At 42.7% G+C, this 27,000-nt stretch carries 21 protein-coding genes and 2 pseudogenes; 7 read left to right on the top strand and 16 right to left on the bottom strand.

Translation table 11 applies throughout. The features are described 5' to 3' along the window. The first annotated feature begins 40 nt into the window (after positions 1-40). A complete protein-coding gene (gene ribBA, locus V7K56_RS31730) occupies positions 41-1,714 on the top strand; it encodes a bifunctional 3,4-dihydroxy-2-butanone-4-phosphate synthase/GTP cyclohydrolase II (protein WP_334917245.1) in 1,674 nt (557 codons plus the stop codon). A gap of 86 nt (positions 1,715-1,800) precedes the next feature. Here the strand turns inward: ribBA and V7K56_RS31725 are convergent, their stop codons facing one another. From V7K56_RS31725 to V7K56_RS31710, 4 genes are all read right to left on the bottom strand, one after another. Beyond that, complete coding sequence (locus V7K56_RS31725; RefSeq protein WP_334917243.1) at positions 1,801-2,214, bottom strand: PIN domain-containing protein; 414 nt, start codon at positions 2,212-2,214, stop codon at positions 1,801-1,803. Beyond that, positions 2,214-2,441 carry a hypothetical protein gene (locus tag V7K56_RS31720; RefSeq protein ID WP_334917241.1) on the bottom strand — a complete coding sequence of 76 codons (228 nt, stop codon included), beginning with the start codon at positions 2,439-2,441 and terminating at the stop codon, positions 2,214-2,216. The genes V7K56_RS31725 and V7K56_RS31720 overlap by 1 nt, the downstream gene beginning before the upstream one ends. A gap of 360 nt (positions 2,442-2,801) precedes the next feature. Further along, a complete protein-coding gene (locus tag V7K56_RS31715) occupies positions 2,802-4,514 on the bottom strand; it encodes a diflavin flavoprotein (protein WP_334917239.1) in 1,713 nt (570 codons plus the stop codon). Between the two features lie 172 nt (positions 4,515-4,686). Continuing rightward, the gene (locus V7K56_RS31710; protein WP_334917237.1) at positions 4,687-6,411 is read right to left on the bottom strand and encodes a diflavin flavoprotein; all 1,725 of its coding nucleotides are present in this window, start codon (positions 6,409-6,411) and stop codon (positions 4,687-4,689) included. 110 nt (positions 6,412-6,521) lie between these two features. Between V7K56_RS31710 and V7K56_RS31705 the strand changes: the two genes are divergently transcribed. Then, complete coding sequence (locus V7K56_RS31705; RefSeq protein ID WP_334917235.1) at positions 6,522-7,367, top strand: pantothenate kinase; 846 nt, start codon at positions 6,522-6,524, stop codon at positions 7,365-7,367. Positions 7,368-7,786: 419 nt separating this feature from the next. Beyond that, positions 7,787-9,001 (top strand): Caspase domain-containing protein, encoded by a 1,215-nt coding sequence (locus V7K56_RS31700; RefSeq protein WP_334917234.1) that lies wholly within the window; start codon positions 7,787-7,789, stop codon positions 8,999-9,001. Between the two features lie 47 nt (positions 9,002-9,048). Here the strand turns inward: V7K56_RS31700 and V7K56_RS31695 are convergent. From V7K56_RS31695 to trmD, 10 genes and pseudogenes are all read right to left on the bottom strand, one after another. Then, a pseudogene (locus tag V7K56_RS31695) lies at positions 9,049-9,255 on the bottom strand (ISAzo13 family transposase); the annotation flags it as partial. 43 nt (positions 9,256-9,298) lie between these two features. Beyond that, on the bottom strand, positions 9,299-10,123 hold the full coding sequence (locus V7K56_RS31690; protein ID WP_334917229.1) for an alpha/beta fold hydrolase: 825 nt from the start codon (positions 10,121-10,123) through the stop codon (positions 9,299-9,301). A 174-nt stretch (positions 10,124-10,297) separates the two neighbouring features. Further along, positions 10,298-10,792 carry an NUDIX hydrolase gene (locus V7K56_RS31685; protein WP_334917227.1) on the bottom strand — a complete coding sequence of 165 codons (495 nt, stop codon included), beginning with the start codon at positions 10,790-10,792 and terminating at the stop codon, positions 10,298-10,300. Between the two features lie 1,113 nt (positions 10,793-11,905). Continuing rightward, positions 11,906-13,291, bottom strand: coding sequence for an argininosuccinate lyase (gene argH, locus V7K56_RS31680; RefSeq protein ID WP_334917225.1), 1,386 nt, complete (start codon positions 13,289-13,291; stop codon positions 11,906-11,908). Positions 13,292-13,395: 104 nt separating this feature from the next. Then, the gene (locus tag V7K56_RS31675) at positions 13,396-13,602 is read right to left on the bottom strand and encodes a hypothetical protein (protein ID WP_334917222.1); all 207 of its coding nucleotides are present in this window, start codon (positions 13,600-13,602) and stop codon (positions 13,396-13,398) included. A gap of 107 nt (positions 13,603-13,709) precedes the next feature. Next, positions 13,710-14,498, bottom strand: a complete 789-nt coding sequence (gene larB / locus V7K56_RS31670; protein WP_334917220.1) for a nickel pincer cofactor biosynthesis protein LarB — start codon at positions 14,496-14,498, stop codon at positions 13,710-13,712. Between the two features lie 72 nt (positions 14,499-14,570). Further along, a complete protein-coding gene (locus tag V7K56_RS31665; protein ID WP_334917217.1) occupies positions 14,571-16,361 on the bottom strand; it encodes an ABC transporter substrate-binding protein in 1,791 nt (596 codons plus the stop codon). Positions 16,362-16,614: 253 nt separating this feature from the next. Then, positions 16,615-18,399, bottom strand: a complete 1,785-nt coding sequence (locus V7K56_RS31660; protein WP_334917215.1) for an ABC transporter substrate-binding protein — start codon at positions 18,397-18,399, stop codon at positions 16,615-16,617. A 62-nt stretch (positions 18,400-18,461) separates the two neighbouring features. After that, positions 18,462-18,947, bottom strand: coding sequence for a 2-C-methyl-D-erythritol 2,4-cyclodiphosphate synthase (ispF, locus tag V7K56_RS31655; protein ID WP_334917213.1), 486 nt, complete (start codon positions 18,945-18,947; stop codon positions 18,462-18,464). Between the two features lie 34 nt (positions 18,948-18,981). Then, positions 18,982-19,695, bottom strand: a complete 714-nt coding sequence (trmD, locus tag V7K56_RS31650) for a tRNA (guanosine(37)-N1)-methyltransferase TrmD (RefSeq protein WP_334917211.1) — start codon at positions 19,693-19,695, stop codon at positions 18,982-18,984. A gap of 654 nt (positions 19,696-20,349) precedes the next feature. Between trmD and V7K56_RS31645 the strand changes: the two genes are divergently transcribed. Beyond that, positions 20,350-21,213, top strand: a complete 864-nt coding sequence (locus V7K56_RS31645) for a cyanophycinase (RefSeq protein ID WP_334917208.1) — start codon at positions 20,350-20,352, stop codon at positions 21,211-21,213. A 174-nt stretch (positions 21,214-21,387) separates the two neighbouring features. Then, positions 21,388-24,093 (top strand): cyanophycin synthetase, encoded by a 2,706-nt coding sequence (gene cphA, locus V7K56_RS31640; protein WP_334917358.1) that lies wholly within the window; start codon positions 21,388-21,390, stop codon positions 24,091-24,093. A gap of 48 nt (positions 24,094-24,141) precedes the next feature. Here the strand turns inward: cphA and V7K56_RS31635 are convergent, their stop codons facing one another. After that, positions 24,142-24,315: a Sec-independent protein translocase subunit TatA/TatB gene (locus V7K56_RS31635; RefSeq protein ID WP_334917356.1), complete on the bottom strand. Its 174-nt coding sequence runs from the start codon at positions 24,313-24,315 to the stop codon at positions 24,142-24,144. Between the two features lie 219 nt (positions 24,316-24,534). Here V7K56_RS31635 and V7K56_RS31630 point away from each other — a divergent pair. After that, positions 24,535-25,167, top strand: a pseudogene (locus tag V7K56_RS31630) (leucine-rich repeat domain-containing protein); the annotation flags it as partial. 108 nt (positions 25,168-25,275) lie between these two features. Further along, positions 25,276-25,674, top strand: a complete 399-nt coding sequence (locus tag V7K56_RS31625; RefSeq protein ID WP_334917354.1) for a four helix bundle protein — start codon at positions 25,276-25,278, stop codon at positions 25,672-25,674. A 57-nt stretch (positions 25,675-25,731) separates the two neighbouring features. On the opposite strand, the gene V7K56_RS31620 is transcribed toward V7K56_RS31625, so the two are convergent. Next, on the bottom strand, positions 25,732-26,814 hold the full coding sequence (locus tag V7K56_RS31620) for a DNA-methyltransferase (RefSeq protein WP_334917206.1): 1,083 nt from the start codon (positions 26,812-26,814) through the stop codon (positions 25,732-25,734). Between the last annotated feature and the right edge of the window lie 186 nt (positions 26,815-27,000).

Raw genomic sequence — 27,000 nt, 5'->3', positions numbered from 1 at the left:
ATTGTAAAAAAAATTTACGTTTATAGCTGGAAATCTTTCTGTGTCACAGACTAATCCTACCCAAGCTTTTAAATTTGATTCGATTGATGCCGCTTTAGCAGACCTAAAAGCTGGTCGCATCATTGTAGTGGTAGATGATGAAAATAGAGAAAATGAAGGCGACTTAATTTGTGCTGCCCAATTTGCCACACCCGACATGATTAATTTCATGGCGGTGGAAGCAAGAGGACTAATTTGTTTGGCAATGATGGGCGATCGCTTAGATGAGCTAGACTTACCCTTAATGGTAAGCAACATTACAGATACTAACCAAACTGCCTTCACTGTCAGTATTGATGCCGGGCCAGAATTAGGTGTCACCACAGGCATTTCAGCAGAAGACCGCGCCCGAACTATCCAGGTTACTCTCAACCCAGCCACAAAACCTACCGATTTGCGTCGTCCTGGTCATATTTTTCCGATTCGGGCTAAAGTTGGAGGCGTACTCAAACGCGCAGGACATACGGAAGCTGCTGTGGACTTAGCTAGACTAGCAGGGCTATACCCGGCGGGGGTAATTTGTGAAATTCAAAACTCCGATGGGTCAATGGCGCGGTTGCAGCAGTTAGTTGAATACGCTAAACGTCACAATTTAAAAATTATTAGTATTGCGGATTTAATCAGCTATCGCCTACAGCACGATCGCCTAGTGTATCGTGAGGTAATTACCAAGCTGCCTAGTCAATTCGGTCAGTTTGAAATTTACGCCTATCGCCACACTTTGGATAATACAGAACACGTGGCAATTGTCAAGGGCGATCCAGCTAACTTCAAAGATGAGCCAGTGATGGTGCGGATGCACTCAGAATGCCTAACTGGTGACGCTTTGGGTTCTTTGCGCTGCGACTGTCGGATGCAGCTTGTAGCTGCACTGAAAATGATTGAGTCTGCTGGTCAAGGTGTTGTTGTATACCTACGTCAAGAAGGACGAGGAATCGGCTTGATTAACAAGCTGAAAGCCTACTCATTGCAGGATATGGGACTGGATACAGTAGAAGCAAATGAGCGTTTGGGATTTCCTGCTGACTTGCGAGACTACGGTATGGGGGCACAAATGCTCATGGACTTGGGCATCAAAAAGATTCGCCTAATTACCAATAATCCCCGTAAAATTGCTGGTGTCAAGGGTTATGGGTTGGAAGTCGTTGATCGCGTGCCATTGTTGATTGAGGCAAACGACTACAATTCCTATTATTTGGCGACAAAGGCGAAAAAGCTGGGTCACATGCTGTTACAAACTTATCTGGTGACAGTAGCAATCCACTGGCAAGATGACCCGGAAGCTGTAACGGAACGTTATGAACGCTTAGAGAAACTGCGACACTTAGCGAGAAGTAACGATCTATTGTTACAAGAAGAAGCGCGTCCCTTGGCGATCGCTCTATTTGACGAGCCATCTTTAACAGTACACTTGGGTTTTGATCAGGCAAAAGTTGCTAGCAGTGATTGGTATAGCCAAAGTGGTCATCCTTATATACAGGCAATCTTCCAAATTCTGGACAACTTAGCAACTGTGCCATACATCCAGAAACTAGAATTTCTGATTTCTTCTGGTTGCGATCCTTTGAGTAATTTACAAGTCCAACTAGATCGGCAGACATTCGCGGATGGTACATTGCCTTCATCAATTAGCGATCGCTTAAAGACGCAGCAAATTTACAGCTTTAGTAAATAGCTACGAATTAAGAGAAAACTTTTTAAGGGGGTTGGAGATTTATTGTGCCTAAGTCTTAGCTTCCCCCGAACTTTTCAGGCATTCTGCTACATCAACTGATTTCTCATCTCTTTCGGTGATAGTACTGGAATCGGTGAACCTGTGAATCCATCTACATCACGAGTAACGATCGCTTCTAACCCCAACTTCATCACAGACACTACTTGCACCGCATCTTCAAAATCAGTCAACCTCAATGCGATCGCCTGCTCTAGCACAGCGCGATCCACTGCACAAATTTCTATCAGTGCTAACAATTGAGTCACTGCGGCAATCGCAACTTCAGCACTTTTGGTCTGGCGTCTAACCAAATAATGTATATCCGTAACCGTTGTCGCCGACATAAATCCTTCAACTTGCCCCGATTCAACTGTCTCTAGCAAAAAAGCCGCATCCGCCACAAAAGGTTCACGCGCTAGCAAAGCATCCAGCAGAACGTTTGTATCAAATAAAACTCGCATTACAGATACTTTTGCACCAACCGCTCATCTAGCATGGCTTTTACTTCTTCATCTGTAGGTGGCAGGGTATCTGTCTTGGCAATACCGATTAAACTTGCAGCTAAACCCTTTGGCTTTGGGGTTGGCTGAAGTTTTGGTTGGAGCGATCGCATTAATGTATTGATTAACTGCCAACGATCCTCGGCAGATAATCTCAGCGCTTGATCTTCAAGTTCACGTAAGGTCATAGCATCTACAAAGTCAATTTCAAAATTGTCAGTCTTTTCCCAGATTACCTAAAATCAAAGTACCTCTCCCCGAAAGCGACTATCCATTACCTGGATCTTTCTCAACATTTGCTCCCGTATTCACTCATGTTTTCTACAACCCTGATTCGTCCGTCGTAAATTCTCAATAAAAAGCTAATTTTAGCGAGAATATTAAGAGGTAACTTGTCAAGTATGCCTGACACCGAGCGTGTTTAAGACGCCTACAAAACAAGCGTTTCAAGATTGTAAAGAAAGATGCGACTAATGGATAGCTGAAAGCGAGAAGAGAAACAATTGTACTGGAAAAATCGGCTAGGGTCGGAAATTGGTGATGATTAATTAATAATGAGTTGCCGACTTGCGATGATGCACGGCTGTAACGCCATCATTATCTAGCAATTTGCCACTCTCCACAGTCGCATAAACCAGCCAGTGGTCGCCAGATTCCATCCGATTTTGTACGGAACATTCGAGATATGCTAGAGCATCCGTAAGTATGGGAGAACCGCTTTCTGTTTCTTTGGCGGCGACATCGGTAAATCGGTCTTGTCCCGGCCCAAAAGGTTTGAGGAAGTGCTTCATCAACCCTAAGTGATTGCCTTCTTTAAGGATATTGAGGACAAATTTGTTTCCTGTATGGGTGAGTGTTTCTACTGCACGATCTTTGGCGACGGCGATGGTTAAACCAGGTGGACTAAAGCTAGCTTGAGATACCCAAGAAGCTAACATCGCACTGGAGCGATCGCCTTCCTTGGCTGTGAGAACGCAAAGAGAACCGACAATCCGACCAACTGCTTGTTCTACATTTGTTGCAGGTTGACTTGGCGATCGCACTTTCTTAGCTTTCTTCAGTGCTTGGGCAAAGTCGGTTCCAGCTTCTTCGCATAATTGTAAGGTGGCATCGTCGGGTTTGAATTTTACGCGGATGGTATCAAAACCAAACCGATAGCCAGCATCTTTTAATTTACCCTCAATTAAATCAACCGCTTCCCCACTCCAGCCAAAGGAACCAAAAGCACCAGCGAGTTTATTGTTAGTAGCGGTGGATAGTACAATTCCTAATGCTGTTTGCACGGGTGTCGGTGCATGACCGCCGAGAGTGGGAGAACCGATGATGAAACCACCCGCTTTTTCTACAGCCGTTCGGATTTCTTCTGGTTCCGTAAATTCGCAGTTAATCGATTCTACGGCAACGCCAGCTTTTGTAATCCCACGAGCGATCGCTTGGGCTAATGTTGCTGTATTCCCATAAGCAGATGCATAAATCAACGCTACTGTCAAGTCAGCAGATGCTTGCTGTTGAATCCATTCCCGATAAGCTTTGGTTAGCTCGATTAAGCCATAGCGCACCAAAGGCCCGTGTCCAGTGCCATACATTCTTACGGGAAAATCAGCAAGTTTATCCAACGCTGTTTCAACTTGACGAGCGTGGGGAGCCATGAGGCAATCAAAATAATAGCGCCGATCCTCGTTATATATTTCCCAGCCTTCATCAAATACCTGATCTCCACAAACATGCGCCCCAAATAACTTATCTGTGTATAGAATTTCTGTTTGTGGATCGTAGGTGCAAAGTTGATCGGCATAGCGGGGATTGGGAGTGGGAATAAATTGTAAATTATGCCCATTACCCAAATCTAGAGTTTCTTCGCCTCGCATGACAAGAATTTGCAAATCTGGATTTTCCAGCGCCGCACGTAAATTTATCGCCCCTGGATTAGAACACACAAAGGTGATTTGTGGGGCAATTTCTAACAAAGCTTTTAAAGTTGCAGCACGGTTAGGATTTACGTGTCCCAAAATTACATAATCTAAATCTTCAAGATGGAAACGTTGTTGCAAAGCTTCTAAATAAATTTGCGTAAAGGTTTCCCCTGGAGGATCGATAATGGCGGTTTTATCGCTTTCAATTAAATAAGAATTAGCAGTTGTACCTTTAGCAAGAGCATATTCAATTTCAAATCTCAGCCTTGACCAACTGCGCGATCGCAGTATTCTCGTATCTGTAGCAATGGGGAAAACTTGAACGTCACGGGGTTTATTTTTTGACATGGCTTTATTGGGGAATAGGGCATGGGGCATTGGGCATTGGGCATTCGGCATTGGGCGTTGGAAACAGACAGGGTAGACAAGGAAGATGGGGAAGACCAGGAAAAGATTTATTCAATAATTCCTCCTTGTCCCCCTTGTCCCCCTTGTCCCCTGCTCCCCTGCTCCTCTCCCCTTAGTAATGATTACCGACTTTACGGTGATGCACAGCAGTCAAACTTTCTGGCTTAGAAACCCCTCCGGCGTAGACTGTGCTATATACTGCCCAATGGTCGCCGCAATCCATTCTACTGATGACTTCGCACTCCATGTAGGCGAGGGCGTCGTTGAGGATAGGCGCACCATTTTCAGCTGGCTGCGTTCTCACACCTTCAAAGCGGTCAGCACCAGGGGCGAACCGTTTCAAAAAGTGTTTCATTAATGGTTGGAAATTGCCTTCTTCTAGAACGTTGAGAACAAAGCGATCGCCTACTTGCATGAGTGATTCAATTGCCCGATCTTTGGCGACTGCAATGGAGAATCCCAATGGTTTAAAGCTAGCTTGAGCAACCCAGGAGGCTAGCATAGCACTGGAAACATCGCCTTTTTTAGCAGTAATAATATATAACCCACCGCTGATTCTACCTAGTGCTTTATCTAAGTCAGCACCAAGGGATTTCATCGCTTTCATGCTGCGATCGCGTGTTACCCATTGAGCTAGGTCTGTACCCGCTTCTTCACACAACTTGTAGACGTTTTCTGTGGGTATTTGTTTAATCCGAATCGCTGGAAAAACTGTTAACAAACCCAAATTGCGGAATTTACTCACCAAAGGATCTATCGGCTCATCATCGCCACCACCGGTTTCAAATACGCCGATCGCTTGCTTTTCTTTGGCAGATCCTAAAATTGTGCTGAGTGCAGCTTGGATGCTAGCAGCGCCTGAAGCCGGAGGTAGACCAACAACTAATCCAGCACAACGGCTAACTAGTTCTCGCAGTTCTTGTAAATCGACTTCAGATCCCAAATCGACAATTTCCACGGCGACACCAGTTTTCCCGATACCGTTGGCAATTGCTTGCGCCAGGCGATCGCTATATCCGTATTCGGAAACGTAAAATATTCCAACTGCCGTTTCTGCCTTGGTTTGGCTTTGGCTCCAAGCGCGATAACGTCCAACTAGTTCTTCAACATTGTGAGATAATAATGGCCCGTGTCCTGTGGCAATCATGTCAATGGTTTTCAGTTCCGCCATCCGCTTCAGGGCAGACAAAACTGATCGGGCATTCGGCCCCATTAGGCAATCGTAGTAATAATGAAAGTCTTCTTCGATCGCTGCTAAGTCCTCATCAAAGATGCTATCTGAGCAATAGTGCAACCCAAAGGCATCGCAGGTATACAGAATTTTGGTTTTGTGGTCGAAGCTGAAGATGGTATCCGGCCAATGTAAATTCGGAGCAATCACGAATTCAAATTCATGGTCGTTGCCCAAATCTAAGCGATCGCCATTTTTCACAATCCGCCGTTTAAATGGCTGATGTACCAAATTCTCCAGAAACTGAATCGCCACTTTGGAACCAACAACGGTTATTTCTGGAGCCATAAGCAGTAAATCTTTAACTAAACCGCTGTGGTCTGGCTCAGTGTGGCTAATAATTAAATAATCAATCTCTGTTGGATTGATTAGTCCAGTGAGTGTATCGAAGTATAGTTGACGAAACTTTTCATGGGAGGTATCAACTAATGCAGTCTGCTCCCCACGGATGAGAAACGAGTTATAGGTGGTACCGTTTTGCAGACCAAACTCAATATCGAAGCGATCGCGATCCCAATCCAAAGAGCGAATAGCCGTCGTCTCTTGAGCAATCTCTACAGTCTGTATGGTGAGTCGTTTTTCAGTTTTTTCGGTGAGCGCTACCATAACTCCCCTCCTTGACAAATTGAGTATTTATTCCTCTAGGTTTATTGTGACACGGCTTGAATGTTAATTTTTATTAAAAAACCTATGACTGACTTAAAGAAGTAAAAAGTGTGAAATCACAAAGGCACAGAGAGGAAATTTGGTTAGCCTTGGAAATTGGTAATTCTCGGCTACATTGGGCATTGTTTGTAGGCGAGACACTTTACTCAGCTTGGGATACCGACTATCTTTGTGAGTCTGTCATACAACACCTAGCTGAATGTCAAACCCTAGATAATTTATTACTAGCAATTTCTCTACCCCATCAACAAAGTAATTTTCTCACAAATACTCTACCCCTTTGCGCCTTTGCGCCTCTGCCCCCCTGCCCTCTTTTTCTTGCCTCCGTAGTTCCCAGCCAAACTGCTATTTGGCAAAGTTATCCCAACATTCGCGTTATTAGCTTAGATCAAATACCACTAACAGGTGTGTATCCCACATTAGGAATTGACCGCGCTTTAGCTTTGTGGGGTGCGGGGAAAACTTGGGGTTTTCCTATGTTGGTAATTGATACTGGAACAGCGGTGACTTTTACAGCTGCGGATGCTAATAAGTGTCTAGTTGGAGGTGCAATTTTACCGGGATTAAACTTGCAATTTGCAACTCTTGGTCAACAAACAGGACAATTACCATTAGTGGAAATGCAAAGTGTTACGTCTATACCACCACGTTTTGCTCTCAATACTACAGAAGCAATTCAAAGCGGGGTAATTTACACTTTAATAGCTGGAATTAAAGATTTTATTGAAGCATGGTGGCAGTTATTTCCTAATGGTAAGATTGCGATTAAAGGGGGCGATCGCACTTTATTACTAAATTATCTGCAAGCCTTATATCCTGAAGTTGCAGCACCTTTAATTGTGGAACCAAATTTAATTTTTTGGGGAATGTGGGAAATAGTAATGGGTGATAAGTAAATGGCAAATATTAGCGCGATCGCAAAATAAGCAGACAGGTTTAGAGGATGTTTGAAAAGTCCTCAAGCGTATGTTTCACTACCCTGGCTACCAAGAAACTGCTACCAGAGAATCGGAGTTTTGGGATTTGAGAGTGTACCCCTGAGTCATACTTGAGGCTCAAGCCAACCCTTTTCAAACAACCTCTAAGGTACGGATGGAATAAAATTAGGTACTTCCAGTTAAAAAAACATCCTATAATAGGGGCGCATGAGCTTAAGCCCCTAAAAATCTACAAATAATTGAGATAATTTATTTTTTGTAAGTCCCTTAATAGCACTTCTCGGTGACAGTCGGATTTTTGATAAAAAACCTATCGTTTTGGTTAAACAATTTGTTGCTTTACAATCGAAAGTTCAATAATACAGGATAATTACCAAATGCGCCGCTTATTAGTCAATTTTACCTGTGGCTTGCTAGTTGCAGTTCCAGGTTCTAGTGGAGTAAGTCTACAACAAACTCATAGTTGTCAAAGCTTGCAGTCAGAATCAAATTTCTTAGTTGTGGGTGGTGGTGGTGCACCTTCTTACAACGAAATTGCTTTAGAGAAAAATGTACTTTACTTTCAGCGTACCCTGCAATTCATGGGGTACAATCCAAAGCAAGTTGCATCCATTTTCTTTGCCAATGGTAACGATGGTCAAGCCTCTGTGCGCTATATTGACCAGCAAAGAAAACAGCAATTTAAACGACCAAATATTCCCTACCTTCAAGGTGCTACTACTTTAAATAACTTAGAGCGTTATTTCCAGCAGTTAGGACAACATAAAAGTTCTAAAATTTCGTTTTTATACTTCACAGGACATGGAGGCAAAAATACACAAGACCTAGATAACAATTATTTTATGTTGTGGAATGAACAACCGTTGAGTGTCAGGCATTTTTCTCAAATGCTAGATAAAATGCCATCAGAGAAACCTGTTGTAGTAATGATGGCTCAGTGTTTTTCTGGCTCTTTTGCTAATTTTATCTATGAAGAGGGAAATCCCAAACGTCCTGTAGCACTTCAAACACGTTGTGGATTCTTTGCAACGATTAAAAGTCTACCTTCAGTCGGCTGTACGCCAGAGGTAAATGAGGCTGACTATCGAGATTATAGTTCTAGCTTCTTTGCAGGTTTGAGTGGACGCGATCGCACAGGGAAAACAGTGAGTTCTGCTGATTACAATCAAGATGGACGAATTACTTATGCCGAAGCTCATGCTTTTGCCAAGGTAGATGAGAAATCTATGGATTTACCAATATCTACTTCTGAGGCTTGGTTGCAGAACAAAGTTTTTCCAACACAGGAAAAGACAATTCTTACTCAACCAATTAGTCAAATTTTAAAGACAGCTCGCCCTGAACAACGCTATGTAGTCGATTCTTTAGTGAAAAAGTTTAATTTAGACAAACAAAAGCCTATTTTTGAGGTTCTACAAAATATAAATAGTAACGAAATTAAAATCGACGAACAGCAGGCTTATTTTAAACGCTTGAAGATGGAACTAATTAACATTGCTGTTGAAAAACAAATCCGTACTTCTGGTAATCAAAAAGATATTGCGATACTCAAACGGTTAGTGAAGTGCGAAAGTGGTTCTTGGAAAAAATAAATCAACTAAAACACCTGATAGTTTATATAGTATTGAGCCAAGATATGACCACTCTTCAACTCCTGCATCCTTTTATGGATAGTGCATCTATTCCATCCTAACTCCCGTTTTACTAAAGCCTGTCCACCTATTCCCAAACCTTTCACCACTTCTATTATGAATTGTCGTCGGTTGCTTTTATTGAGTTTTTTGGCTGTTTTGATGTACAAAGATTTTAAGTTCTTGGTGAGTTGAATGATAGATTTTAAAGACATGAGGTAAGCTGCATACTGAAATTATCTTTCTGCGATCATAAGATCAATCATTCTGTGGAGTTCTCTTAATAAATTCTTGAATCTCGATTGCCACAACTTCAGCACAAGATTCTGGTAAATCATTTCCAGCATGGGCAATCATTTTCAACTCGATTTTCGGCATCAGTTGAGCATAAACCCGACTTTTAGCTAAAGCATCTGGTGTATCTTGCCCACCTTGTAAAATAAAAACTGGGACATCTATCATATAAAGCTGCTTTTGCAGCAATTCCGCCTCAATTTCTACTTGTCGCCGTTTGAAAAGTAACTGGCAACCTATGGGATACGGCAATAGCGATTGACGTAACTGCAAGTCTTGTGCAATTTTTTCATGCCAACCCACGATTTTAGTCAAGGGAGTTAGCGATCGCAAAAATTTAACTATTAATGGTGGATAATTCAATAATCGCCGCATCTTCTGGCAATACTCTTCTTGTCCTGCTATCTCTACGCCCTCTGGTGCTAGCAGTACCACACCATCAACTTTCTCTGGATACTTTAAAGCATAGCTAGCAGCAATCCAACCCCCAAGAGAATGCCCCACTAAATATGCTTTTTCTAGCTTCACAGCTTGCAAAAATTCAGCTAGACACTCAACTTGTAAATCTATTGAATGGTGGATATTAGGATTTTCTGATTCACCAAACCCTAATAAATCAGGTGCAAAACAATGAAAATCTTGTGCAAGGGATTCCATCACAGATAACCATTGACTGCTCTCATTCCAAGCACCATGTAAAAAAATTATAGGAGTTTTTTCACCGACTTCACGCCAGAATAATAGCCCTTGAGAGAGCTTTCTCCGGGAGTTACGGAATAGTGTATCCATTTTATTTAGTAGTTAACTTTTAGCACCATAATAAATAGTTATTAGTCATTGGTCATTATTAACTAGTTTTGGACAAATTACAAAGAGAGAAGTGTGAGCCAAGGCTTCCTGAGATCAGAACTTTGGCGGCAAATGACAAAGGACTAATGACTAATGACCAATTAAAAAATATTGTTATGCCAATGTTGTCAAGCCATTCAAGTAGTCTTGCAACTGCTGAGTATGGTCGTGAGACATCTTTCCTGAAGGTAGTAAACTGGGAGAGAAAGCTTGGATTTCCATGACTTCTAAAGTGTCTTGAATCTCCATTGTCCCATGCACCTCGGCTTCAACCACAATACAAATTGAATGGATTCTGGGATCGCGGTCTGGTGCAGAGTAAACTCCTACTAAACGGTTAATTTTCACCAATTCTAGCCCGGTTTCCTCTATCAATTCCCGGCGGACTGTATTGGGAATATCTTCTCCCCAATCTACAATCCCTCCAGGCAATGACCAAAGACCATTGTCGCGCCGCCGGATCAGTACAATCCGACCATCGGGTAAAATTGGGATAATACTAGTGCCAGTAATGGGATGACGAAATATTATACCCAGTACTGTTTGTCCAATACGCCATAAGCTACGTGTGGACTCTACAGCTGCCGGAAAAAAAGCAATAACTTTCAATCTTCAAAATTTATGTGTTGTATTCTATAGTTCCCTACCACTTACATAGGCTCAACTAATAAAATTCTTGTTGAGTTTTGTTTTATACAAAAATGTTTGTGGGTTGAGATTTTATTCTCACGATTTACGTAGAATATTATCAATTCTAACATCAAGTTTTATGCGAAGCACTGTATTTATATATACACGATATTTCTTTAACAAAGTAAATTTTCAGTTTATAGGTAGCATTAGTGCTGCTGAAACTAGCTGTTACTAATTAGATTTTTAGAACACATTAAAAAAATAATATGAATAATTAAGTCAAAATCCGAAATTCTGAATTCTGACTTTCTAAGAGGCAATTAAGTAGAGTTTAAAACCTACAATTAATTAAAGACTACTAAATCAAAAATTAGACTCTATGCTTAAACTTATTTATGCCTTTTGAGTTTTGATGACCGACTCCTGAATTATTTCTTGATAATATTGGTTTGTTTCAAGAACAACAACTAATGAGCTAATTTACAATCATTTGACAGATTGGAATCTCAGAAAAGGTATTTTTCGTCTTACTGGCGGGGATAATTCAGAATTTTTATTGACAAAGTTAAGTATAATACGATAGAATAGTACATTGTTTAAAGCGTATTTCTTGCTGCACTAGGCTAAAGTATATCAATAACATTGGTAGCTAATATTGCCTGCGTGATGCCTAGTTGCTACTTTTTTGTTGTTTATTAATAGAGGTGAACATGGCCAAGCGCCGTAACCCAAAAAAAGAAAAGGCGCTACGTAACCAGGCGTATGCCAGAAAGTTTCGTAAACGGACTACGACAGGAAGAATGCAGAGAAGGTTCCAACAAAGACCACCAAAGAGTGAGGAAGAAGAAGGCGCAGCAGCAGCTGAAACTGAATAAGCTGCCTGCCTAAATCCTTATTGTTTGGGTTATTTACTTTTTAGGGCGCACATTTATTTGTACGCCCTTATTTATTTTTGGGCATGGGGCACTGGGTATAGAGAAAAGACAAGGGAGACAAGGAAGAGGGAGAAGATAAGGGAGAGACTTATTCAATAATCCCCCTTGTCCCCTTGTCCCCTTGTCTCCCTTATCCCCCTACTCGCCAATCCCTCTATTGAGCAATTTGAGCACGGGCAGCTACGAGTGCTTTGTTTACCTGTACAAAGCCAGTACCTCCGTAACTATTGCGGGCAGCAACAACTTGATGGGGTGATATTGCCTCATAAATATCTGCTGCAAATGCCGGATGTAGTTGTTGCCACTCTTCCAATTTTAAATCTTTTAGGAGTTTACCTGCGGCAATACTAGTTTTTACCACCTTACCCACAAGGTTGTAAGCTTCTCGAAAAGGAACGCCCCGTGCTGCCAGATAATCTGCTACATCGGTGGCATTAGAAAAATCCTCCGCTACAGCTGATGCTAACCGCTGGGTACGAAATTCTAAGCCTTCCCTGAGCAAAATTGTCATCGCTTCTAGTGAGGCTTTGACTGTGTTAACGCTATCAAATAGACCTTCTTTATCTTCTTGTAAGTCTTTGTTATATGCCAGGGGTAGCCCTTTCATGATGACTAACATCGCCTGGAGATGACCGAATACACGTCCCGTTTTCCCCCGCACCAATTCTGGGACATCGGGGTTTTTCTTTTGGGGCATGATACTGGAACCCGTAGCACAGCTATCTTTGAGGGTGACGAAGCGAAATTCTTCAGATGACCAAAGAATGACTTCTTCTGCAAGGCGGCTGAGGTGAACCATAATCAAGCTAGCAGCACACAAGAATTCGATCGCAAAATCGCGATCGCTGACTCCATCGAGGCTATTAGCATAAATATCGTCAAAATTCAATAGTTTAGCTGTGTAGTGGCGATCAATAGGGAAAGTAGTTCCCGCTAAAGCACCACATCCCAAAGGTGAGATATTCACGCGGCGAGAAACATCTCCTAAGCGTTCCCAGTCACGTTGCACCATTTGAAAGTACGCCAAGAGGTGATGAGCTAAACTCAGAGGTTGAGCGCGTTGGAGGTGAGTATAACCAGGAATCAGAGTCTCAACGTGCTTTTCCGCTATATCCAGTAAAACACTTTGAAATTCTCGCAATTTGCTTTTGATTTGTTGGATTTGGTCGCGCAGGTAAAGTCTGGTATCAGTGCCAACTTGATCATTACGCGATCGCGCCGTATGCAACTTTTTACCCACATCGCCGACAATTTCTGTCAGTCGGCGTTCAACTGCAAAATGTACGTCTTCAGCATCGACACCGGGCTGAAATTTCCCCTGGTGGTACTCTTGGCGAATTTGTTCTAAACCCGCAACAAGTTGCTCTCCTTCTTCTGGGGAGATGATACCCGTGTGAGCAAGCATTTTGGCATGAGCTTGAGAACCAGTCAGGTCATATTCGATTAATTCAATATCAAAACTTATACTGGCATTAAAACGAGCGATCGCTGGATGCAACGCTGATTCAAACCGCTGGCTCCAAGTTTGTTTTTCAGTCATAAATTATGAAGAGAGTGGGCGAGAGTTAAAAGTTAAGAGTGAGGAATTATGAGTTTCTGACTCCTAACTTCTCACTCCTGACTTTCAACTCTTAACTTTTCAATTTAACCGTAGCTAGTGAGATTCCGAATCATATAGCCAATAACTAAACCAATCAACAATGCCCACGCTTGACCTGTTTGTATAAAGTGGCTCCAAGCTTTTTGCATCTGACCCATAACGTTTGGATCGGTGATTGTTTGCGCTAGAGCTGTCAAATTTACAGGCAAATGCCAAAGTAACTGAGATATCAAATCGCTGTAATGGCTCATATTTGGTGATTAAGAAGTTAGGGGTGGCAAATTTCAGCATCAGTTTCTTATTTACCTTAATTACTGATATTTACTGAAATATTTGGATATAACTTCAATGTCTTAACTCAAGATGCAGTCGATGCCAACCGCAATTTCTCGGCAGTCCGCAAAATCTGCCCCGCCAAAACTGCTGCACCAAAACCATTATCGATATTTACTACGCCTACTCCTGCTGCACAAGAGTTAAGCATTGTCAATAGCGGTGCTAAACCACCAAAACTTGCGCCATAACCGATGCTGGTAGGTACGGCAATCACGGGACAACTCGCTAAACCTGCAACAACGCTGGGTAAAGCGCCTTCCATCCCCGCCACCACAATCAACACCGATGCTGATTCAATCAGGTGGCGGTTACTCAGCAAACGATGAATCCCAGCAACGCCAACATCCCAGAGGCGCTGTACCCGGAAACCAGAAAGTTCAGCAGTGACAGCCGCTTCTTCAGCAATCGGTAAATCGGCGGTACCAGCAGAAATAATACCGATCTCACCCCAGAATTGTGGTTCGATGATAGGAGGGGCAATCGCACAAATTCGCGCCGATTCGTAATATCGCAAACCGCTAATTTTTGATTGCAGTACGGCATAAACTGCTGGTTCAATGCGAGTCGCCATCACTACCGGGTTGCGGAGGCGCATTACTTCCATAATTTGAGCAATTTGCTCAGGAGTTTTACCAGGACCCCAAATCACCTCTGGGAAACCAGTTCTGAGTTGGCGATGATGGTCAATTTTGGCAAATTCACCTACAGATTCATAAGCTAAATCTTTGAGTGAGTCTAATGCCGTATCTGGGGTAACTTTACCATTAGCAACCGCTTCCAGGAGCGATCGCAAACTTTTTTCATCGGTCATTGGTAATTAGCCCTTTGTCTTATGTTCTTTGTTATTTATCAGTCGTCCAATCCCAATGCCCAATACCCATGCCTAATCGATTACTTTCAATTCGTAAAGATTCCAAAATGGACCACCAAGAGCAGTATATTGAATTCCTTGGAAGCGATCGCGCACTGCTTGCAGATTCAACCTCTCCACTAAATGAATAAACGGCAACTGTTCTGAGGCGATGCGCTGATATTCATAATAAATTTCCTTGCGTTTGTTTTCATCCAATACCTGTGCGCCTTTAATGTAAAGTCTATCAATTTCCTTTTCCCAATCGGAAACTTCCCAGCCAGTTATGGGTGGATCTCCTGGTTGTGGCCCCAAATTAAATGCGTGAGATGCACCGGCAATTCTCCAGATATTGCTAGCGCTATGAGGTTCAATACCGCCTCCAGCAAATCCTCCCAGATAACAATCCCAATTCTGCGTAACCTTGAGTTTTTCTAGATAAGAATTGAAGCTGAGAATTTGTAAATCTACTTGAATCCCAATATTACCGAGATCCCGTCTGATTTGAGATGCCATATCTCCTCTAACTTTTCTTTCCGAATTCGTTAAGAGTGTAAATCTGACTCGGTTGCCATCAGCATCGACAAGCTGATTTTGAGCATTATATTTGAACCCAGCTTGTAACAGTAATTTATTAGATTTATCTGGCTCGTAATTATAGACTTTTAAACCTTTTTCTGGAGGAAGGAAGTAGGGACTTTTGACATAAACAAATGAATTTTGCAATTCACCGAGTCCCCGAAAAGCATTTGTTTTCATGGTTTCGCGGTCGAGTGCATAGGCGATAGCCTGCCTGAATTCCTTTTTATTAAACCAGCTAGATTTAATTGGGTCTACAAAAGGTTTACCCTGAGAATTCTTAGCTTTACTAAGATTAAAAGCAATAAAAGTCGTACTTGTATCTGGCCCGCCGTTATAAATTTCAAACTTCGTCCGTTTTTCTTCTCGCTTCAGCAGACTAAAACCTTCAGGAGGAACTTCTAAATCATCCAACTGCCCAGAGCGAAAACTAATCAACTGGTTTTCAGTAGATTCAATAATTTGCCAAACAATTCGCTCAATGTAAGGCTGAGGATTACCCTGAGCATCTTTGCGCCAGTAGTATGGATTCCGCCGAAATATAACTCGCTGACTGGAAACATAACTTTCCATGATATATGGGCCGTTGCCAACAATTTGTTTAGGATCTGTGCCTGTTCCCCATATTGAGAGAAACTTAGAATTTTTATCAGATCCAGTTGTGCGAACTGCTTCCTGTAGAACATGGGCAGGCATAATTGGGATGCCGCCTACATATCTTAAAAAAGGAGCAAAAGGTTCCAGTATGCTAAATTCAACCCGACGCTCATCAATTTTTTTCACCTTTGGCAAACTGCCCTTCTCGCCAATTCTTAGGGCATCTTTGGTAGAGGTAGGAATTTTAGGATTGAGGTAGATTTCGTTATAAGTAAAGACAACATCATCAGCAGTCATTGGCTGACCATCTGACCACTTAATTCCTTCTCGCAGGGTGATTACAATCCGCAGACCATCTTCAGAAACTTCCCAGGCTTCTGCTAAAGCAGGCTCTAGTTTTGTGGTTACGGGATTCTCATTAATCAATGAGTCATAGATGAAGCCAAAAACGCTATATGCCGACTCATTCAGAGCATAGTTAAAAGTTGAAGGCTCACTCAAAACCGCCGTGACAAGTTGCGGCACTTGAGCAGCTGCGCTTTTGAAGTTAGCTGGGTTGCAGGCGGTAACGGTAAGTGCAATTGCTGAAGTCAGAATTAATGTTAGCCAAAAACGCCTAATTGCAAAAAAGATTGATGGTAATTTCATAGAATTAAATTTACTGGAATTCTGTCTAATTATGGTCAATAAATTCACCCGCTATAGGACAAAAATTCAAGTGCGTCTAATTCTATATCTGGGGTAACTTTACTATTGGTCACTGTTTGTTGTAAAAGCGATCGCAAAGTTTTTTCATTGGTCATGGGTCATTTGTCCTTTGTCATTTGTCCAATACTTCGGCTCTGCTCGGCACAAGTCGCTCAGTACAAGTGCCCAATGCCCAATTCTCAATTCCCAATTTCTAATCTTCTGTTACTTTAATTTGTTCAATATTCCAGAATGCGCCGCCAAGAGCAGAGAATTTAATGCCTTCAAAACGATTACGCACCGCTGATAATGAATAAGGATTAACCAAGTAAATAAAAGGTAAATTTTCCTGGGTAATCCGCTGTGTTTCGGCATAAATCGCTTTAACCTTAGCTTCGTCTAATTCTCGTGCCGCTTGAATGTAAAGATTCCCTATTTCCGCTTCCCAAGGAGCAACCTCCCAACCCTGAATCGGCTTTTGTCCTGCTTGGGGTTTCTGATTAAACATGTGCAATCCACCTTCCGGTGCCCAGACATTAGCACCGTCATTCGGTTCTAATCCGCCGGTCAAACCCATCAAAGAAGCTTCCCAATCCAAGGAGTTAGAAGTTTTGTCAGTAAAAGTATTCCATGCCAACGGGGTGAAATCAACTTGAATGCCGATTTTGCTCAAGTCTTGTTTAATCTGCGATCCCATTGCCTCACGGATTTTATTTCCAGCATTAGTAAGCAAAGAGAAACGGACGCGATTTCCCTGAGAATCTACTAACCGATTGTTGTTGTACTTAAATCCTGCTTTTAGAAGTAATTCTTTTGCTTTTTGCTGGTTGTAATCGTAAACTTTTAACCCTTCTTTAGGGGAAAGATAATAGGGGCTTTGCACAGAAATCGGTGAATCTTGTGGCACGCCCAAGCCGCGAAAAGTGTTATTAATCATTGTTTGGCGGTCAATTGCATAAGCTATAGCTTGCCGAAATTGCACATTATTGAACCACCGAGACTTAACTGGATCGACCAGTGGTTTTCCGTTTCTTTTACCTTTGTTGAGATTGAACCAAACAAACGATGTACTGGATGTTGGCCCACCATTATAAATTGTGAAATTACCCTGCTTTTCTTGTACCTTTAGCAAAGAAAAGTAATCTGGAGTCACTGCCACAGTATCTAACCCACTAGAACGAAATTGCAGCAAGGAGGTATCTGTTGATTCCACAATTTGCCAAATTACCCGTTCAATATAAGGCTGGGAATTGCCTTGAGCATCCTTACGCCAGTAGTAGGGATTGCGCCGGAAGACCACACGCTGACTCGTGTCGTAGCGCTCTATTTTGTAAGGGCCGTTGACAATAATTTGGTCGGGAGGAGTATCAACACCCCATTTTGTCAGAAAAATCGGCTTCCCATCTTGGTCTTTCGTTTTTACCAATTTTTGCAATATGTGGGCAGGCAAAATTGGCGAACCTGTATTTAGTAGGAAAGGTCTAAAGGGTTCTGGTACACTAAACTCAACCCGGCGCTCATCCACTTTTTGTACAGTGGGTAGCTTCCGACTCTCACCAATTCTCAAACCGTCTCTCACATCTGTAGGAATTGCTTCGTTAAGGTAAATATCGTTGTAGGTAAACACCACATCATCTACTGTTAGTGGCTGACCATCAGACCATTTCAACCCTTCGCGTAGAGTAAAAACAATTTTTAATTTATCATCAGAAATTTGCCAGGATTCCGCTAATGCTGGCTCGATTTTTGCAGTGATTTGATTTTGGGTGATTAACCCCTCGTAAATTAGAGGAAAAACATTGGGAGACTCTTGACTCAGAGGGTAGTTAAAGGTTTTGGGATCGCTGAGAATGCTACTTACTAATTGCGGTACTTGAGCAGCAGAACTTTTAAAGTTAGCTGGGTTGCAGGCGGTAACTGTAAGTGCTATTGCTGAAGTAAAAATTATTGGCAGCCAAAAACGTTTAATTGCCAAAAATATTTGTCTAAAAAAGTTCATAATTACTAATCTATTTCCATCCTAATCAGTCTTGAATATCTTTATTAGAAGTTAAAAGAAAGTTATTCTGAAGCACCTAGTAAGACAACAGCATAAGCACATATACCTTCTTCACGTCCAACAGGACCTAATTTTTCGTTAGTAGTAGCTTTGATGCCAATTTGATTTGGTTGTAATTCTAAAACTGCCGCTAGTTTGTCGCGCATGTTGTGAATATGCGGTTTTAATTTTGGACGTTCTGCTACTATCACCGAGTCAATATTTCCTACCTGCCAGCCTTGATTCCGAATCAATTGATGTACTTGAGTTAATAGTACTAAACTATCTGCTCCTGCCCATTTAGGATCGCTAGGGGGAAAATAATAACCAATATCGCCCAAAGATAATGCCCCAAGCATGGCATCCATAATCGCGTGAGTCAGAACATCAGCATCACTGTGCCCCAATAAACCCAGTTCATGGGGAATTTGAATTCCACCTAAAATCAAAGCGCGATCGCTCACCAGTTGGTGAATATCGTAGCCGTTACCAATACGAATTTTTGTCATTTGTCATTTGTCATTTATCATTGGTCATTGGTCATTAATTTTTCTCCCCCTGCTCCCCCTGCCTCCCCTGCTTCCATTTCTCCAACAGATCAGGGCGGCGATCGCGAGTTTTTTGAATTTGTTGTTCGTAACGCCACCGGGCGATCGCTGCATGATTCCCACTGAGTAGGACATCAGGCACTTTCAAGCCGCGAAAATTCGCAGGACGAGTATATTGGGGATAGTCCAATAACCCTTCCTCAAAACTTTCTGCTGTCAGGGATTCAGTTTTGGCGACGGTTCCTGGTATTAGCCGTACTACACCATTAATCAAAGCCATTGCTGGAATTTCCCCACCAGTCAGAATAAAATCGCCCAAAGATACCTCACGAGTTACCAAATGTAGCACCCTCTCATCCACTCCTTCGTAATGCCCACAAATAACTACTAACTGGTCATAATTTGTCACCAATTCTTTCAAAAGAGGTTGATTAATTGCTTGACCCTGTGGACTCATCAAAATTATTTCTCTTCGGGGTAGAATCGGCAGCGACTCTACAGCGGTAAAAATAGGTTCTGGCTTCATTAGCATCCCAACACCGCCGCCGTAGGGTTCATCATCTACTTTTCGGTGTTTGTCAGTAGTAAAGTCCCGTGGATTAATCAGATGCACTTCGGCAATCTGTTTGGCTAAGGCTTTACCTAGCAGCCCAGAATTGAGAACAGAGTTAAAACAGTCAGGAAAAAGCGTAACTATATCAAAGCGCACAGTTATTCGTATTCGAGGATACTAATCTAAAGAATGAATGTCTAGCAAACACCAGCAAGCCAAGGTCGGGTTAAACTCCAGTTAAACTTTATCAATAGTATCTAAAACTACCAGACCTCCTGGATTTTAGATGGGAGCAAAAGTTTTTCTAATTACTTAATTTATGTTTAAATGTTGTCACAACTACATTTAAATTAATAATCATATCAAGTTAACAACTTCCAGGATGCATCGAGCCAGCCTCAGAAAAAAGCGTAGTCTTAATTGCTCGTCCCCAATCTTAAAGGGAGAATCTAGCTACTTAAAGACTATTTTGCCCTGCCGCAAGTGGACAGGTGAAAAACAAGGCGTTGGCGAGAGAGGAATGGGAACAAACACGTTTAGACTGAGGCAACGCGAGCGTTAAGCGAGAATTTGGAGAGTGGCTTTCCCTAGTTCCAAACTTCCAAAAAGTGTTCTCTCAAAGAAGCAAAGTGCAAAAATTATCAGGCAACTGAACCTTGTTAAATTCACACGCCATTCGCCACAAGCCGGGGAACCATGCACGGCATTTCCTCATGGGGGAAACCCCCTCTGAGCGACTGCCTCTCCTGACGGAGACGCTATGCGAACACCAAGGCGATGGCTCCTGAAGTTGTTGACAGGAGAACCAAAATGCCGCAATTACAAGCTGAATCGCTAGAAATGAGGACACCCCAAGCAACTAAAACCGCCGTTCTGGTTATCGGAGGTGCAGAAGATAAAGTTCATGGGCGCGAAATCCTACGAACTTTTTTTGGACGCGCCGGTGCTAGTAAGGCTTATATTACAATAATTCCATCTGCCTCTCGCGAACCTGCCATTATCGGTGGTCGGTATATTCGCATTTTTGAAGAAATGGGTGCCCAGAAGGTAGAGATTTTAGACATCCGCGAACGAGAACAGTGTGAAGCCTCCCAGATCAAAGCATCCTTAGAAGCCTGTAGTGGGGTATTTTTGACAGGAGGAGATCAACTGCGTCTTTGTGGCGTATTGGCAGATACGCCAGCAATGGAAATTATTCGTCAACGGGTGAGGGCGGGGCAACTTACGTTAGCAGGCACCAGTGCAGGAGCGGCGGTGATGGGGCATCACATGATTGCTGGCGGTGGTAGTGGAGAGGCGCCCAATCGTTCCCTAGTGGATATGGCAACGGGTTTGGGATTTATTCCAGAAGTAATCGTTGACCAACACTTTCACAACCGTAATCGGATGGGGCGACTGATTAGTGCGATCGCAGCTCATCCCGATCGCTTAGGTATTGGCATTGACGAAGATACTTGTGCAGTGTTTGAACGTGATGGTTGGCTACAAGTTATGGGTAAAGGTAGTGTCACCATTGTCGATCCCACCGAGCTGACCCATACCAACGAACCCTATGTCGGTGCTAATGAACCGTTAACCGTGCATAATTTACGTCTTCATATCCTCAGCTACGGCGATCGCTTCCACTTGTACCAGCGGACTGTATTGCCTGCTGTACACCGAATCTCCAGCTGACGGGATAGAGTATCTGAGGTTACACTGAGTTGACCGCACATTTATTATTTCTTACCGTAGAAAAATGATAAGAATACCATGTAAAAAGAAAAAACTGTTTTGAATGAACAGTTTAGCGGTCAATTTCAGTAAGAAACTAGAATTTTGGTTCCGAATCTCCATCTACCTATTCCCATGAGAATTCTCAAGATCCAGACATTACGCGGCCCAAACTATTGGAGCATTCGACGCCACAAACTGATCGTCATGCGCCTCGATTTAGAAAACCTTGGCGAGACGCCCTCGAATGAAATCCCTGGCTTTTATGAAGGATTAGTTGAGGCGCTGCCAAGTCTGGAGGGCCACTATTGTTCGCCTGGCTGTCGTGGTGGTTTTCTGATGCGAGTTAAAGAAGGCACTATGATCGGCCACATAGTGGAACACGTAGCCTTAGAACTCCAAGAATTAGCTGGGATGCATGTCGGCTTTGGTCGCACCCGCGAAACTGCCACACCCGGAATTTACCAAGTAGTAATCGAATACCTGAATGAGGAAGCGGGACGCTACGCTGGACGAGCCGCAGTACGGCTGTGCCAGAGTATCGTTGATCGAGGCCGTTATCCCAAAGCAGAATTAGAGCAAGATATCCAAGACCTGAAAGACTATTCCCGTGATGCTTCTTTAGGCCCTTCCACGGAAGCGATCGTTAAAGAAGCAGAAAAAAGAGGTATTCCCTGGATGGCGCTGGAAGCCCGCTTTTTGATTCAGCTAGGCTACGGCGTCAACCAGAAGCGAATGCAGGCGACAATGACGCACAACACCAGCATTTTGGGTGTAGAACTAGCTTGCGATAAAGAAGCCACTAAACGTATCCTTGCTGCTGCTGGTGCGCCAGTACCCAGAGGTACAGTAATCAACTTTTTAGACGATTTGGAACAAGCCATTGAATTTGTTGGCGGCTATCCCATCGTCATCAAACCCCTGGATGGCAATCATGGACGTGGCATTACCATTGATATTAGAACTTGGGAAGAAGCTGAAGCCGGATACGAAGCTGCCAGACAAGTTTCCCGGTCAATTATTGTCGAAAGATATTACATTGGGCGCGACCACAGAGTACTGGTGGTAAATGGGAAAGTAGTAGCAGTAGCCGAGCGCGTCCCGGCTCATGTCATTGGCAATGGCAGATCCACCATTGCTGAACTGATTGAAGAAACCAACCTTGACCCAAATCGCGGTGAAGGACATGATAACGTCCTGACCAAGATTGAACTAGACCGCACTAGCTACCAGCTCCTAGAAAGGCAAGGTTATACTCTAAATAGCGTGCCATCCAAGGGCACTATTTGTTATCTCAGAGCAACAGCCAACTTGAGTACAGGTGGTAGTGCCGTAGACCGTACCGATGAAATTCACCCAGAAAATCTTTGGTTGGCACAACGAGTAGTCAAGATTATCGGTTTGGATATCGCCGGACTCGATATCGTCACCTCGGATATTAGCCGTCCTCTGCGGGAAGTGGATGGCGTGATTGTCGAAGTTAATGCCGCTCCCGGTTTTCGGATGCACGTTGCCCCAAGCGTAGGTATTCCCCGCAACGTTGCTGGCGCAGTGATGGATATGCTGTTTACTAACGAGCAATCTAGCCAAATTCCCATCCTCAGTGTCACGGGTACTAATGGCAAAACCACCACGACGCGACTACTAGCACATATTTATAAACAAACTGGAAAAGTAGTAGGTTATACTACTACTGATGGAACATACATCGGTGATTACTTAGTAGAAGCTGGCGATAACACAGGTCCCCAAAGTGCCCACCTCATCCTCCAAGATCCCACAGTAGAAGTAGCAGTACTGGAAACGGCTCGCGGTGGTATTCTCCGCTCTGGATTGGGCTTTGAAGCCGCAAATGTAGGGGTAGTATTGAATGTGGCCGCCGACCACTTAGGAATAGGCGATATAGATACCATTGAGCAGTTAGCTAACCTCAAAAGTGTAGTAGCAGAAGCTGTATTCCCTGATGGCTATGCGGTACTTAACGCTGACGATCGCCGCGTCGCCGCCATGTCAGAAAAAACTAAGGCTAATATTGCTTACTTCACGATGAACCCCAATTCGGAATTGGTGCGGAAGCACATCCTAAAGGGTGGAGTCGCGGCAGTATATGAAAATGGCTATTTGTCAATTGTTAAAGGTGATTGGACACACCGCATAGAAAGAGCCGAAAATATACCTTTAACAATGGGCGGACGTGCGCCGTTTATGATTGCCAACGCTTTAGCAGCCAGTTTGGCAGCGTTTGTGCAAAATGTCACAATTGAGCAGATTCGTGCTGGTTTGAAGACCTTCCGGGCTTCAGTTAGCCAAACACCGGGACGAATGAATCTATTTAATTTAGGCAACTACCACGCTTTGGTGGACTATGCCCACAACGCAGCTAGTTACGAAGCTGTAGGTTCCTTTGTGCGGAACTGGACTACGGGACAACGGATTGGTGTAATTGGCGGGCCAGGCGATCGCCGCGACGAAGACTTTGTTACTTTGGGTAAATTAGCAGCACAAATTTTTGATTACATCATCATCAAAGAAGACGATGATACACGGGGACGCTTACGTGGTTCAGCTGCCCAGTTGATTATTCAAGGTATCACGGAAGTTAAGCCTGAAAGCCGCTATGAATCGATTTTGGATGAAACCCAAGCGATAAATAAAGGCTTAGACATGGCTCCTGATAACAGTCTGGTGGTAATTTTACCAGAAAGTGTTACTCGCGCGATTAAGTTAATTAAGCTGCGTGGTTTAGCCAAGGAAGAGACACACCAACAAAATCCCGGCACAACTATCATCGATTCCCAAAATGGGAGCACACCTTCTTCTGTTGTTAATACCCTGTTTTAGTCAGGAATCAGGAGTTAGCAGTGCGCTGGCTCCTGCTAACTCCTTTAATTACTGTTTTTCTTCTTCCTGATTGGTTTCCTCACTGGGAGTTTTCATCTCCTCCTTAAAACCTCGTAGGGTTTTGCCCAGTGCAGTCCCCATTTCAGGAATTTTTTTTGGGCCGAAAATTAGAATAGCGACTATGGTAATTACAGCTATTTCTGGCCATCCCAGTCCAAACATATAAATTTCCTCTAAGGCATCTGTAATTAAATATAGACATTGATGGCTCAAATCCGATGAGTTCGCCACTGATAAGTGCTCGACCCTCTTGCAGAAACACGATATAAATAAAATCAATAAAACAATACCTTCGCCATACTAGTTATGCGGGAGTGCGATCGCAGAAGTTGCGATACACTATTCTGGTAAATATCGCTACAGAGTTAGTAAGGTTTGCAGGTGAAAAAAGAAAAACTGTTGCAAAAACTGTTGCAAACTATTGAAGAAGCTGCTAAAGAAAAAGCAACGGTGCTATACCTATATAACAATCAACTGAGCAGCCTGCCGCTAGAAATTTGCCAACTCTCCAATTTGACAACGCTACACCTTGATGGGAATAAACTGAGCAGCTTGCCGCTAGAAATTTGCCAGCTCTCCAATCTGACAAGCTTATACCTCCATAACAATCAATTGAGCAGTCTGCTGCCAGAAATCGGCCAACTCTCCAACCTGACAACGCTGTACCTCAATAACAATCAACTGAGCAGTCTTCCACCAGAAATTTGCCAACTTTCCAATCTGACAACGCTACAGCTCAATAATAATCAACTGAGCAGCCTACCACCAGGAATTTGCCAACTCTCCAATCTGACAAACTTATACCTCTATAACAATAAACTGAGCAGTCTGCCGCCAGAAATCGGCCAACTCTCCAATCTGACAACGCTACAGCTCAATAACAATCAACTAAGCAGCCTGCCACCAGGAATTTGCCAACTCTCCAATCTGACAACGCTACAGCTCAATAACAATCAACTGAGCAGCCTACCACCAGGAATTTGCCAACTCTCTAGCCTGAAATATGTAGACCTCGACAACAATCCAGAATTAGGCTCACCGCCGCTTAAGATTATTGAGCAAGGAATTCAGGCCATTTTCACCTATCTACAAGAAAGGTTAGAGGAGCCAGAAAATCAGGCGATTTTTGGCTATTCTCCAGAAAGTTTAGAAAGTAAATCCTGCGACTTGGAAATTTATAAAATTGCCTTTGAAGCGGCAATGAAAATTTTTGAACTATCAAAGAAGTTTCCTGTAGAGGAACGATATTCTTTAACTAACCAAATTCGTTGTGCTTCACGTTCTGTATGTGCGAACATAGCAGAAGCTTGGTATAAACGTCGTTATGAGGCAGAATTTGTCGCTAATTTGAACGATTGTGAAGCTAAAGTGTCTGCAACTCAGACTTGGATTGAATTTGCGGTAAAATGCAACTATATGGATATGCAAAGAGGACGAGAACTTCACGGAAGTTATAATAAAATTTTATCTGGTCTGTTGAATATGATTAATCATCCATCACGTTGGTTAATCAAACATTAATTTTAACTTTAATTCCCAGATATTCCATCTATTTATGATTACGAATTACGAATTATTTTAAAACAGTCCTAACTGTACTGACTGGTTATTATCAGTATTTTCTATTGCTATTGGTGGTAAATCTACTAAAGGTTCAACAACTAAAGGAACATTTTCTTCAAATCTCAGTTTTGAGCTTCTGATGTAGTCTTCATCGATCTCAAAAGCTAACCAGCGTCTTTGTAAAGTTTCTGCAACTCGACCTGTCATATTAGAACCTGCAAAAGGTTCTAAAACAATATCGCCTGGTTCTGTACAAAGGTTGATGACAAACTCTGGTAAAGCTTGAGGGAATCTTGCTGGATGTGGCTTAAAACCTTCTTCTTTGCAACGACGTTGATAATAATCGTTGGAAGCAGTATTTGAGGCGGAAATCACATTTACAGGCTGGACTAAATCTTCAAACAAAATTTCTTGTATAAGAGTCTGCTGCCCTATTTCTTCCTTGTCTGTACTGCAACGTCCATCAATAATATTGGGGGGAATAGCTCCTCCCCTGTCCTTCCCAAATTTATCGGAAATATCATGCCCTGATGGTCTAATTTTGGGTTTGTACCCATTTTTGAGAAGGTTTTTCATCGCATCGCTATAAGGCTTTAAAACTCTCCTATTATTAGCTTTAGGATGCGGTTCTTTTGACAGCCACCAAATTGTATTTACCGAATCTTTAACTCTTTCTCTGCGAACTGTTACCCATTCGGCAGGGGTGGGTAGTTTTGCTGGGTTATACCAATACAATTCTTGTGCCAGATAAAATCCAAGTCCGCCTTTTTCTTTTGCTTTGCACAAAGCAACAACCAGTTCAAAATGATATAGAGAACGAACTGGCATTCCTTTAATCCAACTGCCACCTATATCAATAACTAGTGAGCCTGTTGGTTTAAGAATACGGTAAAAGTGTGCTGCATAATCTTTAAACCATTCAATATATTCCTCAGCATCAACGTTTCCGTATTCTTTTTTACGAACTAGTGCAAAAGGTGGAGAGGTGCAAATTAGGTCGATACTTTCGTCGGGAATACCTGCCATTAATTCTAGGCTGTTTCCTAAAAAAGCAGCACCAAATTTTGTTTCGTAGTAAGGGTTACAATTAAGTCTCATCTAAACTTTGTTAGTACAGTTGTACGTCTATGAAGACAGTATCATCCATAAAAGCATAAGTTTTCAAACTATTAGCTATTTTTTTGATCAATTTGCTTAATGAATAGGGCAATGCGCCAAGTATCTGCACTCATGCAGTATATGTGTTTTATACTGAGTATAGTAGAGACAGAACTGGACACGTTG

Origin of the sequence: Nostoc sp., assembly GCF_036917535.1 — a bacterium.
Taxonomy (GTDB): domain Bacteria; phylum Cyanobacteriota; class Cyanobacteriia; order Cyanobacteriales; family Nostocaceae; genus Nostoc.
This window is presented reverse-complemented; position numbering and strand designations above follow the sequence as displayed.